Here is a 15,798-nt window from a genome sequence, read left to right as displayed (position 1 = left end):
AGGGCCTAGTACTTTTGGAATGGAAATACTTTCCAACACCAAAAATTCTAGACCCGTAAATGACAAACGTTGCTATAACAGCGTCTGTCATTTTTTTATTTGCTGTAAAACGCCCTGACAGGCGGATCTGTTTTGCACAAATTTTGCACTATCTTGACTACTGATGTTAATTAATAAAAACTGCCAAATAATGTTTCAGAGAAACACTTTGGCAGTTTTTATATCATGATTATATTGTAATGCAGTTATTATTGGTAACTGTTGCTAACGACATTCCAAGAAGCACCTGCATCAGGGGATTTTAATAATTGACCTTGACTGTTGACTTTGAACCAGCCAATTGTTGGAGAAGTATTAGGGTCAGCACCTTGGTTTTGCATGTTGGTGCTTTGATGATTTTCTTTTACTTGAATCAATAACTCACCATTTTGATCTTTATTCATAGTATAAGTTAAATCACCAGTTTGGTAATTGCCATCTAAATAACGAGCAACCCAATTTTGTACTTGTTGTGAAGTCAAATTTTGTGCATTAGCAGTTGTTTGATTGCTGGTTTGCTGTTGTGTCTGACTTTGACTAGTGGCTGAATCACTGGTACTAGAAGTTTGTTTACTACTAGAAGCATCACTAGTTGTTTTGTCAGAACTTTCTGCAGCAGCCGTTTTTTTACTAGTATTGGAACTTGCCTGTTTTGATTGAGCATTTTTGCTTACTTGGCTTGTTTCCTGCTTTGTTGACTGCTGTGTTTTGCTACTGTTATTACTTTGACATCCCGCCAGTGTTAAGGTAGCAACACTAACTAATAACACACTGAAGACTTTTTTCATACTGGTGTACCCCTTCCATTTTTAGCTACCTATCATTTGCTATTCTAACAAATAAGCGATACTGAACTCAAGATTTACTCAGTTAGCTGATTAGATAAAGGCTGCTAAAGTGTTGTTTAAAATGTGTAGTAAAATTGATGCTTTTAAATTTTTAGTGTGATTATACACTAAGACTAAAATGAAGCCTAATAAAATTTTTGAAAGCCAGTAAATTGGATCAATTTGTCCGTTGGTAAAGTCGACGTGAAATGTCCCAAAGATAAGTGCACTCAGTATCATACTAATGTTGCGGTGTCCAGTAAAAAACCAATTTAAAAATAAACCGCGAAACAACACTTCTTCTAAAACTGGGCCAATAAAGGCAATGAAAAATAGCATAAAAAACAAAAAGCTTTGCAGCAAACTCAGTAAACTGTTGACGTTGCCGTTACCCGTTGTTTTGATAAATGGAACTGTTACTAGATTGATAACCACCATGGCGCCAAAACCTAAAGCAATCATCAACCAATCAGCTTTGTGTAAAGGCTGTTGGAATTCATTATGATTATCATGAACAGCTTTTAAATAAACTTGCCAAAATAAAATGGCGATTAAAATGGTGATGCTTAAAAATAAGCTACCTATAAGAAGAACTAGCTGATTTTGGCCTTGTTTAATAAAAAGACTGGCTAAACTAAGACCAGCTAGTGGTAATTGTTCTGCAATTAATAGACCAATAAAATAACATAAGTGGCGCACAAGTGCCCACTTTGAATTTTTGACATTGATAACGGTCACCTCGTGAATGAAAGTAAACTCATCATAACACGGAATAGCCGGTTGTTATTAATTTTTAGCAATAAGGCTATCTTTTTGCTTGCAATCCGATACTAACACCTTTATAATGACATATTGTCATTTAAACGACAAGGTGTCATAATTGAAGGAAGGTGGTACTAAATGCCGACTAAGACCTTTTTTAATTTGTCGCAGGCAAAACAGCAACGTTTATTAAAAGCCGCGCGACAAGAATTTTCACGTGTGCCATTATATGATGCGTCGATTAATAAAATTATTGCGACTGCTGGTATTCCGCGAGGGAGCTTTTACCAGTATTTTAAAGACAAAACTGATCTTTATTATTATTATTTTGAAAAATTGAATCAGGAGCATAAAAATTTGTGGTTAAAAACCTTAAGAGATAATCACGGCGACTTATTTATTTCTTTTCGCCAGTATTTCTCCAGATTGATCGGTGAAATTACCGCTGGGCAAGATGCACCATTTTATCGTAATCTTTTTTTGAATATGAGTTACAAAAACGGCCATAAAATGAGTTTTGCAAGTCATAAAGCTCATCATGATCGTGAGTTTTATTCTTTGGTTGATACGTCATGCTTGCGTATTACTAATGAGCATGAATTGAAAATGCTGATGCGGATCTTGATGGCGACAGTTTTTCAAACTTTAGGTTCTTATTATTTTCGTCAGCAACAAGGTCAGAAAGTCTCGGTTACGCAATTAAAGCATGAATTTACGCGTACTTTGGATTGGTTAGAACATGGTGTTGCGGTTAGACCAGCAAACCAGCATTAATTTTAAATTTGGGAAGTGAGTAAATGCTTAAAATAGCACGTGGGCGGATGTCCATTTGGGCAGTTATTGGTGCCTTTTTATTTATGATTTTGCAGGTGATCAGTAACTTAAATTTGCCCAGTTTGACCGCTAATATTGTTAACAATGGTGTTGCTAAAGGCAACATTAATTACATTTGGGAAGTTGGCCTAGAAATGATTGCCTTTGCGCTACTGAGTGTTGTTGCAGCAGCGGGAAATGTTTTCTTAGCTGCTCGTACATCACAAGGCTTGGGCCAAAAATTACGTTCAGATATTTATCGTAAAATTATCAATTTTTCAAATGATGAATTTGATCAAATTGAAACGTCGTCATTGATTACTCGGACCACAAATGACGTGGTGCAAATTCAAAATGTGGCGATGATGGCGCTACGAATGATGATCATGGCACCGATTATGTTAGTTGGTGCGAGTTTTTTAGCTTATAACAAAAACCATCAATTAACGATGATTTTCTTGGTAGTATTGCCAGTTTTGGCCATCTTCATCGGTTTAATTATGCGTTTTGCCGTACCGTTGTTCCGGGCGATGCAAACTAAGACGGATCGAATTAATTTAATTTTTCGTGAAGGTCTAACAGGGGTGCGGGTGATCCGTGCTTTTCGGCGTGATCATTTTGAACAGCAGCGTTTCGAAGACGCTAACCAAGATTATACAAAAAATGCCATTAAAGTTTTTAGCATTATGGCGTTGATGTTCCCGATTATGACATTGATGATGAGTGTCACTAATATTGGTATCACTTGGTTTGGTGGTAAATTAATCGCTGATTTTTCAATGCCAGTAGGGAATTTGATTGCCTTTATGACTTACGCTATGCAAATTTTGATGAGTTTTATGATGCTATCCATGGTATTTGTCTTTATTCCTCGAGCACAAGCTTCGGCTTTGCGGATCCAGGAGGTCTTGGCGTTAAATTCTAAGTTGAAAGAGCCAAAAACAAAAACAGCATTGCCTGCTAATTTTGATCACAGTCAACTTGATTTTCAACACGTTGATTATCGTTATGCAGGTGCTGAAAAAAAAGCATTGCAGGATATTGATTTTAGTGCAAAAAGTGGACAAACCGTGGCTATTATCGGAGGAACTGGTTCTGGTAAAACGACACTTGTTAACTTATTACCGCGCTTTTATGATGCAGAGTCCGGTAAAATTATGTTAAATGACACAGATATTCGACAGTTTAGCCAACATGATTTACGTGCCGCTGTTTCGTTTGTGCCGCAGACTGCAATTCTTTTCACCGGCACTATCCGCGAGAATATGCAGTATGGCGATCCTAATGCTAGTGATGATGCCATTTGGCATGCACTGCGAATTGCGCGGGCAGATAAATTTATTGCCGCAGAAGATGGTTTAGATACTTATGTTGAACAAGGCGGCGGTAATTTTTCTGGTGGTCAGCGGCAACGGTTGGCCATTGCCCGGGCTTTGGTTAAGGATGCAGCTGTTTATGTGTTTGATGATTCATTTTCCGCATTGGATTTCAAAACGGACTCGCAGTTACGACAAGAGTTACGCGAAGATAGCCGCATTCAAAACCGAATTGTGGTTATTGTGGCACAAAGAATTGCGACTGTTGCCGACGCTGATTTAATTCTCGTCTTAGATGACGGTAAATTAGTTGGCAAAGGCACTCATCAGGAACTGAAGGCACACAATCCAATTTATCAGGAAATTATGGCGTCACAATTAGGAAAGGGGGAGCAACATGAGTAAAAAACCAACCAATCAGCCCGCGGTTAATCACGGCCCAGGTGGTGGGCACGGTGGTTTAGTTGAAAAGCCGCATAACTTTTGGCGAACCACTAATCGTTTGCTGCGCTATATGTCTAATCGCTTATGGGCGGTAGCTTTTGTTTTGATTCTTGCGATTGCTTCCGTTATTTTTCAAATTCGCACGCCTAAAATTTTAGGGGAAGCAACGACAGAGATTTTTAAAGGCGTGATGCAAGGTGCTGCAGCCAAAAAAGCTGGCGTTACCTTAAATAAACTTCCCATTGATTTCGATAAAATTAAACAAATTATTTTGATTGTCTTTTTGATGTATTTGGCTGCTGCAGTCTTCAGCTTTTTCCAGCAGTTTATTATGACAAGAGTTTCCCAGCAAACAGTTTATCAACTTCGTCGTGAATTAAAACAAAAAATGCAACGCGTTCCTATCAGCTACTATGATACGCATACCAATGGTGATATTATGTCACGGGCAGTAAATGACATGGACAATATTGCCAGCACGTTGCAACAAAGCTTAACGCAGGCAGTTACAAGTATTGTCACGTTTGTTGGAACATTGTGGATGATGCTGACAATTAGTTGGAAGCTGACATTAATTGCACTAGTGACAATACCGTTAAGTTTAGTGGTAGTCGGCTTTGTGGCACCTAAATCACAGCGTTTCTTTGCCGGACAACAACGTAGTTTAGGCTTGCTCAATGATCAAGTAGAAGAAAATTATAGTGGTCATGTTGTTTTAAAAAGTTTCAATAAGGAACAAGAAGCAATTGCAACTTTTGAAAAACAAAATGGCAATTATTATCAATCAGCTTGGAAAGCACAATTTATTTCTGGAATTATTATGCCATTGATGATCTTCTTGAATAATATTGGTTATGTTTTTGTGGCAATCATTGGTGGTATTCAAGTTACTCACGGAACAGTAACATTAGGTAATGTCCAAGCCTTTTTACAATACATGAATCAATTTTCACAACCTATTTCACAATTGGCTAACTTGCTAAATACAATCCAATCAACGATTGCTTCAGCAGAAAGGATTTTTGAAGTGTTGGATGAACCAGAGATGAATCCTGAACCAGCAAAACAACCAGTACTGCAATCAAACCCTACTAATTTGGTTACCTTTGACCACGTTCAATTCGGTTATGAGCCTGATCAACCGTTGATGAAGGATTATAATTTGAAGGTTAAAAAAGGCCAACGCGTGGCGATTGTAGGACCTACTGGTGCCGGCAAGACCACTATCATTAATTTGTTGGAACGATTTTATGATGTCACTGGTGGTACTATTCGCTTGGCTGGTGTTGATACAAAACAATTGAAACGGGAATCGTTACGGAGACATTTTGCGATGGTGCTACAGGATACTTGGCTATTTAGCGGTACCATCTATGATAATTTGAAATATGGTCGAGAAGACGCGACCCATGACCAAATTATTGCAGCAGCTAAAGCCGCTCATGTGGATTCTTTTGTTCGCCGGTTGCCCAATGGTTACGATACTGTTTTAAATGAAGCAGCATCTAACATTTCACAAGGACAGCGGCAATTGATCACTATTGCGCGTGCATTTGTTGCTGATCCTGAGATTTTAATTTTGGATGAAGCAACTAGTTCAGTTGATACGCGAACTGAAGTTCACATTCAGCATGCCATGGAACGATTGTTGGCTAATCGGACAAGTTTTGTTGTCGCTCATCGCCTGTCAACAATTCAGGATGCGGACAATATTATTGTGATGAATCACGGATCAATTGTGGAGACTGGGACACACGCTCAATTGATGGCCAACCATGGTTTTTATGCTGATTTATATAACAGTCAATTTACTGGCAACGTGGCAATTTGATGATCAGTTGTATTAGTTTTAAAACGATAATTGATTAAAAGTGCTATAAAATGATTAGTTTTTGAATAATAGCCGAAAAATTAAGGGACAATTCACGTGAGTGAGTTGTCCCTTAATTTTTGTTGTATGTCAGATATTAAACATACTGTTAGCTGTTCTCGTGGCTGTTATTTAATCTTGACAGACTAAATATTGATTGTCTTGTTAAATTGTTGCGATCCTTTTAGAATAAAGCTTAGCGAGTCAAATTGGAGTGGACATGATGTATGCTAAAACGCAGCAACAAATTAAAGCATTAGTTACGAATAAAATAGTTCCCGGTGTTAGTTACGGTTTTATTGATCACCAGCAAACTTTGACAAATTACGTTGGCGCTAGTCAATTAATACCAACATGCCAGCCACTTTATGCCGGACAATTGTATGATTTGGCTTCTTTAACTAAAGTTATTGCGACTACAACATTAATTTTAAAATTAATAACGCAGCATCAGCTGGCACTTGATGACCCCATCCAAAAATTTTTGCCGACATTTAAAGATCAACGCGTGCAGATTCGTCATTTACTGACGCATACCGTTAATCTAGTTGGTTACATCCCACACCGAAATCAATTAACAGCACCAGAGCTTAAACAAGCATTGTTAAATTTATCGGTGGGGCCTAACTTTGGTAAACAAGTACATTATAGTGATACTGAATTTCTCTATCTAGGCTGGATTATTGAGCGATTATTACAACGGCCAGCCCAACAGGCCCTATTTAACGAAGTGATCCGACCGTTGCATTTAACGACTATGACTTTTCATCCAGACGCTAAGCGTTGCGTTCCGGCCAGTTACCAACCTCATGGCAGAGGCTTGATTAAAGGCGTTGTTCATGATCCCAAAGCTTATGTTTTAGGCGAACATGCTGCTTCAGCCGGATTATTTGCTAATTTAACTGATGTTTTAAGCTTTTGTCGTTTTATGTTAGGTGATTGGCAATTGACTGAGCCACTGCTTGATCGGACAACGATTCAACAATTATATCACGATTATACGGGCTGCAATGGTCAGCGTAGCTTAGGTTGGGATTTAAAAATAGGATCTAACGGCCAGTATTGGTTGTATCATACTGGCTACGTTGGACATTTAATTTTAATTAATCAGCAAGCACACCAAGCGTTTGTTTTATTGTCAAATCGGATTCATCCTACTGAACCAAATACTATTTTTTTAGGTTTACGTGATCAAATTGCAGCAACCTATTTAAAAGAAGCAGCTGTACTCTAAATCCTGAAAGCGGTAAGATAATGAGTGTACGATAATAATTATTAGTGTAAATAAATGATGGCAAATCGGCATCATTAAAGATTGAATTTTAACAAGGAGTGGTATTTTGGTAGAACCATTATTTTTAAAACCATATTTTCGAGAAAAAATTTGGGGAGGAACTAAGTTACACGACGAATTTGGTTACCAGTTGCCTAGCGATCGTACTGGTGAATGCTGGGCTATTTCTGGACATCCCCATGGGCCTAGTACGGTTGCTAATGGCCCTTACACAGGAGAATCTGTTATTGACTTGTGGCAAAATCACCGTGAACTTTTTGGCAATGCTAAGGGAGATGTCTTCCCGTTACTGACTAAAATCTTAGATGCTGAGGCTGATTTGTCTGTTCAAGTTCATCCAGATGATGCATATGCAGCGACTCATGAACATGAATTAGGCAAAACAGAATGCTGGTACATCATCGCCGCTGAACCAGGTGCAAAGCTAATTTATGGACATCATGCGCAATCTCGTGCTGAACTAGCGGACATGATTCATTCTGAACAATGGCAACAATTATTCCGGTACGTTCCTGTAAAAGCAGGTGACTTCTTTTATGTGCCAAGCGGAACGATTCATGCTTTGGGAAAGGGCATTATGGCGTTGGAAACGCAGCAAAGTAGTGACACAACTTACCGGTTGTATGATTACGATCGAGTAGATGCCAAGACTGGGAAAAAACGGCAGCTGCACATTCAGCAGTCAATTGATGTCACTAATGTACCGTTTACTACGCCGCAACTATCAGTTACCAGTCAACAATATGGTGATTCTAAAGTTACTTGCTTTGTGAAGGCACCTTATTTTAGTGTTTACGAATGGCAAGTTAAGGGAGAACTTGCATTAACTAGGCAAGCGGCACCTTACACATTAGTTTCTGTCTTAGCAGGAACAGGCCAATTAGAGGTAGCAGGTAAAACCTATTCACTTGAAAAAGGACAACATTTCATGTTGCCATTTGCAATCAAAGAATGGCGCTTAACCGGTGACCTACAAATTATTGCTTCTGAACCAGGACAAAGGGCCTGATCTAATAGTTTTGAACAAAAGCATTACTAATTTTGACAATTAGTAATGCTTTTTTATAAATTAAATTAGTGAAAAAAATTCAATTTAAATCACTGTCTAATCAATAATTTTATTTAATTTTAGTTTTATTTGTGAATGTTTTATCAAATTTCTATTGTGATTTATTGGTAGACATTTTATAATGAGTGGTGAAAGCGTTTGTGCTAAAGGAGGAGATCTGAAATGAAAGCTGCCGTTGTTCGGGAAAATGGTGATGGGTATGTTGATGTCAAAGACGTTAAGCTAAGATCATTAGAACATGGAGAAGCATTAGTTGATGTTGAATATTGTGGACTCTGTCACACAGATTTACATGTTGCCGCAGGTGATTTTGGCGCTGTACCAGGTCGAATTATTGGTCATGAAGGTGTGGGGATTGTTTCCAAAATTGCACCGGATGTGACCAGTTTGAAAGTAGGGGATCGGGTTTCCATTGCATGGTTCTTTAGTTCTTGTGGTCATTGTGAATACTGCTTGACGGGACGAGAAACTTTATGCCGTAATGTGAAAAATGCAGGTTTTACAGTTGATGGGGCAATGGCACAACAAGTGATTGTCGATGCTGATTATGCTGTAAAAGTACCAGCCGAATTGGATCCTGTTGAAGCGACTTCTTTAACTTGTGCCGGAGTGACTACTTATAAAGCATTAAAGGTTGGCCACTTAAAGCCTGGACAATGGACTGAAATTGTTGGTGCGGGCGGTTTAGGTAATGTAGCAATTCAATATGCTAAGAATGTTTTCGGTGCCCATGTTGTTGCTGTTGATGGTAATCATGATAAATTGAAAGCCGCCAAGGATCTTGGAGCAGATTTATTGATTAACCGACATGACCCAGACGTGGCTAAGCAAATTCAAGAAAAAGTTGGCGGCGTTCACAGTTCTATTGTAACAGCTGTCACCACTGCCGCTTTTGATCAATCTGTTAATGCGTTACGTCCGGATGGGCGTTTAGTTGCAGTTGCTTTACCACAAGGAGATATGAACTTAAATATCGGCAAAACTGTTTTGGATGGCATTCAGGTTGCTGGATCGTTAGTAGGTACTAGACAAGATTTAGCAGAAACTTTCCAATTTGGTGCTGAGGGGAAAGTCCATCCGATTGTTCAAAAAGTACGCTTAGCTGACATTAATGATGTTATTGATGAGATGAAAAACAATTCAATTGTCGGACGGATGGTTTTTGATTTTACGCAAGAATAAGCATTAATTTTACATTGGCAAAGAAGGCTGACCTTAACACTAGCTAATTTGTTAAAGTCGGTCTTTTTTATTTAAACTATAAATGTTAAATAAAGCGTTTTCATTTATGGTGAAATGAGCTAAAATAGATTTGTGTAACAACAAAAAAATTATGGGGAGGCAACGATAATGGCAGAACGTTTAGCAGGAAAAGTTGCGTTGATTACAGGTGGTACTAAGGGAATTGGCTTAGGTTGTGCCCAACACTTTGTTGCTGAAGGGGCAAAAGTCGTGATTACTGGGCGTAATCCTGATACAGGGAAAAAGGCGTTGGCTGACATTAATGCACCAGAAGCTGCAGTTTTCATGCAGCAGGATACTTCAGACGACCAGCAATGGCAGCAAATTATTAAAGCTGTGCAAGACAGATTTGGTCATTTAGATATTCTAGTTAACAATGCGGGTATTTGTTTTTTCAAAGACGTTGAGCATACCACAACTGAAGAGTGGCGCAAGTTATTGGGAATTAATTTAGACGGTGTTTTCTTTGGCACTAAGTATGCGATGATCGCAATGAAGGAACATGGCGGCTCAATTATCAATATGTGTTCGATTGAAGGACTGATTGGAGAACCGATGCTTGCTGCTTATAATGCTAGTAAGGGTGGTGTGCGATTATTTTCTAAATCTGCTGCACTTTATGCGGCTAAACAAGGTTACAATGTACGCGTTAACACCGTTCATCCGGGCTACATCCATACACCATTAGTTGACGTTGCACCAGATGTAGTGGAACATGAGGAACGTTTAACGCCGATGGGACATTTAGGAGAACCTAGCGATATTGCTAACATTTGCGTTTATCTTGCTTCAGATGAAGCTAAGTTTGCAACTGGTTCGGAATTTGTCGTCGATGGTGGTTACACCGCACAATAAAAATAGTTTGCCCATTCATTAAAAATGGACCAATAAACAGCGTTCAAAGTTTAATTAGACTGAATTAAGCTTTGCAAAATCACTGTTTATTGGTCCATTTTAATTGGAAGAATGGTAACGGCACAGTTATTTAAATGTGCCTGATTAATGTTTCCGATTAGCCGCTGCAATGAAGCCTTGAGCAGCTAATTTTTCTCGTAATTGTAGAACAGCAGTGTAAGTGGCGAGCACATAAACTTGTTGGGTAGGTAAGTTCTTAATTTTTTCCGCGACTTGGTCTAAATCTTTAATTTGAATCAAACTGTCTTTTGGCACACCCGCAACTTGCCAGCGAAAAGCAATGTCAGTCACTCGTTCGCCACCTGCAATGTAACAAGGTAATTTCTGTGCTGCCATTTTTTCAAAATCACTATCCCAAATCCAACTTGTATCAATACCGTCTGCATAATTAGCATTTAATAATGTAACTAATGAAAACGGCTTGTGGTTTAATGAAATTAAATTAAAGACTTGATTCAACCCAACTGGATTTTTAACTAAGATTAACGTCACAGCCTTAGTACCTACTTGAATCACTTCTTGACGACCAAAGACTTTTTCATCTGCGTCTAGTGCTTGGGCGATTTTATCAGGAGCGATATCAAAATAACGGCCCACGCTATAAGCTGCTAAAGCATTATAAATGTTATAAGTTCCGCCGATATTAATTTTAAGTGCTTGTTGATCCACAACAAATTGTGATTGTGTTGGCGTTAAATGAGTTAATGCGGTGACGCTGTGTTGTAATTTAGGCCGAGAAAAACCACAATGGGGGCAATAATACTTACCTAAATTACTGTAGATCAAAAATTTATAATGCAAAATATGGTTACAAACAGGGCATAACACACCGTCAGTGTTGTAAGGCGCTTTACGTTCACCATCTTGCTGGTGGTTAAAGCCATAATAAATGATTGGATTAGGTAAAGACTGGGAATTAAAAATCGGTGCATCACCATTAGCAATGATAGTAGCATCAGGTGCTTTGGCAACCCCAGCGAGAATTTTTTTATAGGTAGTATAAAGTTCCCCATAGCGGTCCATTTGATCACGAAAAATGTTGGTGAAAACAAATGCAGTGGGTTTGATGTATTTTGTCACTTCAATGACGTTAGCTTCGTCAACTTCCAAAACGGCAATTTTTTTACCGCTACGGCCTGTTTTATGGGTCAAAAAAGCAGTGATAATGCCTTGTTTCATATTGGAGCCAGTTGGATTAGTTAAAATGTTGTGGTATTTAGCTTGTAGCACTTTTACCGTTAAGGCAGTGGTCAAAGTTTTACCATTGGTACCCGTGATAATGACCACTTCATAATCACGGCCTAGAGTTGCTAAAATATCTGGATCGATTTGGTTGGTCAGTTTCCCAGGCAAAGAACTACCACCCTTCATAAAGGTGTGTAAAAACCAATAGGAACTGCGGCCAACTGCGACTGCAAAAGAACTTTTAACTGACATAAGTTTGCTCCTTTTATTTATTGACCAATTTATCAATATGAATTGAATATAACACAGTTAAATTATAAAATAGATTAAAAATGTGCAAAAATCATGTGTTGTAGTTTTTGCAATGATTTGCAGATGAATTTTTCACTAAAATCGATTATACTGAATAAGAGTGTTTATGAAAAGGGGTATTAACGCGTATGGCCCAGTTGTTCTTTCACTATGGTGCAATGAATAGCGGTAAAACGATTGATATTTTAAAGGTTGCTCATAATTATGAAGAGCAGCATAAAAAAGTGATTATTATGACTTCCGGGTTGGATACCCGGGATGGGGTAGGCTATGTTTCCAGCCGAATTGGTTTACGGCGACAAGCACAGCCTATTTTTGCCAAAACAAATGTTTATCAATTTGTTAAGCAAAGCGCACCAGATGTGGCTTGTATTTTAATTGATGAAGCCCAGTTTTTACAAAAGCACCATGTGGTTGAGCTGGCTAGCATTGTGGATGAGTTAAACATTCCGGTGATGACTTACGGTTTAAAAAATGATTTCCGTAATGAGCTGTTTGAAGGCTCAAAGTATTTATTATTATATTCTGATAAAATTGTCGAAATTAAAACAATTTGCTGGTTTTGTAATAAAAAAGCATTGATGAATCTGCGTTTTGCTAATGGTAAGCCAGTTTATCATGGAGAACAGGTCAAAATTGGCGGTAATGAAGCTTACTATCCGGTGTGCCGCAAACATTATTTTCACCCCTTATTAGACCGTTTAAAATAAGTAAACGAAAGGAAATCAATCATGGATGAAATGTTTGAACAATTACAAGCAGTGGTTGATCGCCATGAAGAGTTAGAAGGCTTGTTATCTGATCCTGAAGTGATCAAAGATACTTCACGGTTTATGAAGCTATCAAAAGAAGAAGGCGAAATCCGCGAAACTGCAGCAAAATACCAGCAGTATAAAGAAATTAACCATCAAATAGCTGAAAATGAACAGCTGCTACGTGAAAAAGTTGATCCTGAAATGGAAGAGATGGTTAAACAAGATTTAGAAGATTTAAACCAAAAGAAAGCTAAATTAGAAGATATCATGACAAAACTAATGCTGCCTAAAGATCCTAATGATGATAAAAATATCATCATGGAAATTCGCGGTGCAGCAGGTGGGGATGAGGCCAGTCTATTTGCTGGCGATTTGTTAGATATGTACATGCGTTACGCAGAAAAACAGAATTGGAAAGTTGAAACTGTTGATGAGACGCCCACAGAAGTTGGTGGCTTTAAAAACGTCGTTATTATGATTTCAGGTGAAAATGTTTATTCTAAGCTGAAATTTGAAAATGGTGCACACCGGGTACAGCGTGTTCCCCAAACAGAATCCCAAGGTCGAGTGCACACTTCAACGGCAACAGTTGCAGTGATGCCAGAGTATGATTCAGTGGACATCGAAATTGATCCAAAAGACATTAGAACTGATGTCTATCGTTCCTCTGGCGCTGGGGGACAACACATTAACAAAACATCCTCTGCTGTTCGGATGACGCATATGCCAACTGGAATTGTAGTTGCCATGCAAGATCAACGTTCACAACAACAAAACCGCGAAAAGGCCATGCGAATTTTACGAGCACGTGTTTATGACTACTATGAAAGTCAAAATCAAGACCAATATGATCAAAACCGTAAAAATGCTGTTGGTACCGGTGATCGTTCGGAACGGATTAGGACCTATAATTATCCGCAAAACCGAGTGACGGATCATCGCATTGGGTTAACGTTAAATAAATTAGATCGCATTATGAACGGTGACCTAGAAGAAATTATTGATGCGTTGATCTTACATGATCAAACTGTTAAATTGGAACAATTACAAAATGGCTAATCCAACTTTTTTTTCAGCTTTACGTTGGGCAACGCATTTTTTGGCACAACACCAGCAAGAAGATGCAGGTCGTTTTTTGCTATTGGCGCGGCAGGGATGGACGACAACACAGTTGATGCTGCATTATCGGGATTTAATGCCCGATCCAGTCTGGAAACAATTTCAAGCTGATGTTCAGCGGTTGGCAAAGCATGAGCCAGCGCAGTACATTATCGGGTACGCGCCATTTTTTGGCCACGATTTTAAAGTCACACCAGCAACCTTAATTCCCCGAGTTGAAACGGAAGACTTGGTGGAATGGTGTTTAGCGTTAAGCTCTACGCGCCATTTAAAAGTATTAGACTTAGGCACTGGCAGTGGTGCAATTGCAGTTAGTTTGAAACTTGCGCGCCCGCAATGGGAAGTTTGGGCCAGTGATATTTCCAGTGCTGCTTTAAAGGTTGCCACGACTAATGCGAAACGCTTAAAAGCGCGGGTTCGCTTTTACCAAAGTGATGTATTTGCGGCTTTTCAAAGTGAAAAATTCGATCTGATCATCAGCAATCCACCGTATATTGCACCTGCTGAACGTGCTGTGATGGATACAAGTGTTTTGCAATATGAACCGAGTCTAGCTTTGTTTGCGCAAAACCAAGGGCTTGCAATTTATCAACAAATTTTTGCGGACTTGGCCTCACAGTTGGTGTCTGGCGGCTGCTTTTTTGGTGAATTTGGCTATCAGCAGCGTCCTGCATTAGCTAAATTAGCAACTCAGATATTGCCCCAGGGTCAAGTTACTTTTCGGCGTGATTTAGCTGGGCACGAACGCATGTTGAGAATTAAATTATAGTTTGGAAGAAGGAGTTAAGTTGCAAACAAAAGTTTTTAAGGCAAGTCAATTGCCAGCAGCAGCTGCAGCATTGGTAGCTGGTGAGTTGGTTTCTTTTCCGACTGAAACAGTTTATGGCCTAGGTGCTGATGCTACTAATGAAGCAGCGGTTAAAAAAGTTTATCAAGCGAAGGGACGGCCGAGTGACAATCCCTTGATTGTACATGTTGCTGATGTTGCAACTGTAAAAAAATATGTTTCAAATTTTCCAGAAACGGCGGCAAAATTAACTGCTGCTTTTTGGCCCGGTTCCTTGACACTAATTTTACCTTTAAAACCGGGTGCGTTTTCTAAAACTGTTACTGGTGGGCTCAGTACTGCTGCCTTTCGTAATCCAAATAATCAAGTGACATTAGATTTAATCAAACAGGTTGGGCACCCACTTGTCGGACCTTCCGCTAACACATCAGGAAAGCCTAGTCCCACCTTGGCGTCTCATGTACTACATGATTTATCTGGGAAGATTGCTGGTGTTGTTGATGATGGGCCAACTGGCGTTGGATTAGAATCAACGGTTTTAGATTTAAGTACGGCTACTCCGGCTATTTTAAGACCTGGTGCTGTCACACAAGCCCAAATTGAAAGTGTGATTGGGCCAATTGCGACTAATCATCATCAAGTTAAAGCTGATGAAGTTCCTAAAGCACCGGGGATGAAATATAAGCACTACGCACCAAACGCTCAAGTTTACATTACACAAGCGAAAGATTTTGAAGCAGCTGTTAATTGGGCACAAAAAAAGCAACAGCCTTTTGGCTTATTAGCAACGGATGCTGTTTTAGCTCAATTTACTTCTTTGCCGGACAACTACCGGTTTTCATTAGGTGATTCGATTGTTAGTGCTAGCCAGCATTTATTTGATGGATTACGGCATTATGATCAATTGCCAGAAGTCAAACTGATTTTGGCGCAGGCTTTTCCTGCTGAAGGCCTAGGTGTCGCTTACATGAACCGGTTGGGTAAATCAGCTGGACAGGCGCATTTTAAAGCTGATCGTTAACGATATTGTTAAATATGGTTTAACCACA

14 protein-coding genes are annotated in these 15,798 nt (G+C 39.0%); 11 read left to right on the top strand and 3 right to left on the bottom strand.

The window, feature by feature from the left end; translation table 11 throughout:
• Positions 1-248: 248 nt before the first annotated feature.
• Both FC24_RS04945 and FC24_RS04940 read right to left on the bottom strand, forming a co-directional pair.
• Positions 249-827 (bottom strand): hypothetical protein, encoded by a 579-nt coding sequence (locus FC24_RS04945; protein WP_057873776.1) that lies wholly within the window; start codon positions 825-827, stop codon positions 249-251.
• A 90-nt stretch (positions 828-917) separates the two neighbouring features.
• Positions 918-1,565, bottom strand: a complete 648-nt coding sequence (locus FC24_RS04940) for a CPBP family intramembrane glutamic endopeptidase (RefSeq protein WP_235807319.1) — start codon at positions 1,563-1,565, stop codon at positions 918-920.
• 201 nt (positions 1,566-1,766) lie between these two features.
• Between FC24_RS04940 and FC24_RS04935 the strand changes: the two genes are divergently transcribed.
• From FC24_RS04935 to FC24_RS04905, 7 genes are all read left to right on the top strand, one after another.
• The gene (locus FC24_RS04935) at positions 1,767-2,402 is read left to right on the top strand and encodes a TetR/AcrR family transcriptional regulator (RefSeq protein ID WP_057873774.1); all 636 of its coding nucleotides are present in this window, start codon (positions 1,767-1,769) and stop codon (positions 2,400-2,402) included.
• Between the two features lie 23 nt (positions 2,403-2,425).
• On the top strand, positions 2,426-4,162 hold the full coding sequence (locus tag FC24_RS04930) for an ABC transporter ATP-binding protein (RefSeq protein ID WP_057873773.1): 1,737 nt from the start codon (positions 2,426-2,428) through the stop codon (positions 4,160-4,162).
• On the top strand, positions 4,155-6,032 hold the full coding sequence (locus FC24_RS04925) for an ABC transporter ATP-binding protein (protein WP_057873772.1): 1,878 nt from the start codon (positions 4,155-4,157) through the stop codon (positions 6,030-6,032). The genes FC24_RS04930 and FC24_RS04925 overlap by 8 nt, the downstream gene beginning before the upstream one ends.
• A gap of 262 nt (positions 6,033-6,294) precedes the next feature.
• A complete protein-coding gene (locus FC24_RS04920; RefSeq protein WP_057873771.1) occupies positions 6,295-7,305 on the top strand; it encodes a serine hydrolase domain-containing protein in 1,011 nt (336 codons plus the stop codon).
• A gap of 106 nt (positions 7,306-7,411) precedes the next feature.
• Positions 7,412-8,374, top strand: coding sequence for a mannose-6-phosphate isomerase, class I (gene manA / locus FC24_RS04915; protein WP_057873770.1), 963 nt, complete (start codon positions 7,412-7,414; stop codon positions 8,372-8,374).
• A gap of 222 nt (positions 8,375-8,596) precedes the next feature.
• A complete protein-coding gene (gene adhP, locus FC24_RS04910) occupies positions 8,597-9,616 on the top strand; it encodes an alcohol dehydrogenase AdhP (protein WP_057873769.1) in 1,020 nt (339 codons plus the stop codon).
• A gap of 168 nt (positions 9,617-9,784) precedes the next feature.
• A complete protein-coding gene (locus FC24_RS04905) occupies positions 9,785-10,531 on the top strand; it encodes an NADP-dependent (R)-specific alcohol dehydrogenase (protein ID WP_057873768.1) in 747 nt (248 codons plus the stop codon).
• Between the two features lie 144 nt (positions 10,532-10,675).
• Here FC24_RS04905 and FC24_RS04900 read toward each other — a convergent pair whose 3' ends face one another.
• On the bottom strand, positions 10,676-12,028 hold the full coding sequence (locus FC24_RS04900) for a Mur ligase family protein (protein ID WP_057873767.1): 1,353 nt from the start codon (positions 12,026-12,028) through the stop codon (positions 10,676-10,678).
• 188 nt (positions 12,029-12,216) lie between these two features.
• Here FC24_RS04900 and FC24_RS04895 point away from each other — a divergent pair, with 188 nt between their 5' ends.
• From FC24_RS04895 to FC24_RS04880, 4 genes are read left to right on the top strand one after another with little or no spacing between them, the layout of a single operon-like run.
• The gene (locus FC24_RS04895; protein WP_057873766.1) at positions 12,217-12,798 is read left to right on the top strand and encodes a thymidine kinase; all 582 of its coding nucleotides are present in this window, start codon (positions 12,217-12,219) and stop codon (positions 12,796-12,798) included.
• 21 nt (positions 12,799-12,819) lie between these two features.
• Positions 12,820-13,902: a peptide chain release factor 1 gene (gene prfA / locus FC24_RS04890; protein ID WP_057873765.1), complete on the top strand. Its 1,083-nt coding sequence runs from the start codon at positions 12,820-12,822 to the stop codon at positions 13,900-13,902.
• Positions 13,895-14,731, top strand: a complete 837-nt coding sequence (gene prmC / locus FC24_RS04885) for a peptide chain release factor N(5)-glutamine methyltransferase (RefSeq protein WP_057873764.1) — start codon at positions 13,895-13,897, stop codon at positions 14,729-14,731. The genes prfA and prmC overlap by 8 nt, the downstream gene beginning before the upstream one ends.
• A 19-nt stretch (positions 14,732-14,750) precedes the next feature.
• A complete protein-coding gene (locus FC24_RS04880) occupies positions 14,751-15,770 on the top strand; it encodes an L-threonylcarbamoyladenylate synthase (RefSeq protein ID WP_057873763.1) in 1,020 nt (339 codons plus the stop codon).
• The last annotated feature ends 28 nt before the right edge of the window (positions 15,771-15,798 follow it).

The sequence above is a fragment of the Loigolactobacillus rennini DSM 20253 genome, assembly GCF_001436505.1.
Classification (GTDB): Bacteria; Bacillota; Bacilli; order Lactobacillales; family Lactobacillaceae; genus Loigolactobacillus; species Loigolactobacillus rennini.
The sequence above is the reverse complement of the archived record's forward strand: the minus strand, read 5'-3'. Positions and strand labels throughout refer to the sequence as shown.

Bases quoted from the DNA above. Each gene is read 5' to 3' on its own strand.
- FC24_RS04905 (WP_057873768.1), top strand. From the start codon at position 9,785: ATGGCAGAACGTTTAGCAGGAAAAGTTGCGTTGATTACAGGTGGTACT.
- FC24_RS04895 (WP_057873766.1), top strand. From the start codon at position 12,217: ATGGCCCAGTTGTTCTTTCACTATGGTGCAATGAATAGCGGTAAAACG.
- FC24_RS04935 (WP_057873774.1), top strand. From the start codon at position 1,767: ATGCCGACTAAGACCTTTTTTAATTTGTCGCAGGCAAAACAGCAACGT.
- FC24_RS04945 (WP_057873776.1), bottom strand. From the start codon at position 827: ATGAAAAAAGTCTTCAGTGTGTTATTAGTTAGTGTTGCTACCTTAACA.
- FC24_RS04900 (WP_057873767.1), bottom strand. From the start codon at position 12,028: ATGTCAGTTAAAAGTTCTTTTGCAGTCGCAGTTGGCCGCAGTTCCTAT.
- FC24_RS04930 (WP_057873773.1), top strand. From the start codon at position 2,426: ATGCTTAAAATAGCACGTGGGCGGATGTCCATTTGGGCAGTTATTGGT.
- prfA (WP_057873765.1), top strand. From the start codon at position 12,820: ATGGATGAAATGTTTGAACAATTACAAGCAGTGGTTGATCGCCATGAA.
- adhP (WP_057873769.1), top strand. From the start codon at position 8,597: ATGAAAGCTGCCGTTGTTCGGGAAAATGGTGATGGGTATGTTGATGTC.
- FC24_RS04920 (WP_057873771.1), top strand. From the start codon at position 6,295: ATGTATGCTAAAACGCAGCAACAAATTAAAGCATTAGTTACGAATAAA.
- FC24_RS04925 (WP_057873772.1), top strand. From the start codon at position 4,155: ATGAGTAAAAAACCAACCAATCAGCCCGCGGTTAATCACGGCCCAGGT.
- prmC (WP_057873764.1), top strand. From the start codon at position 13,895: ATGGCTAATCCAACTTTTTTTTCAGCTTTACGTTGGGCAACGCATTTT.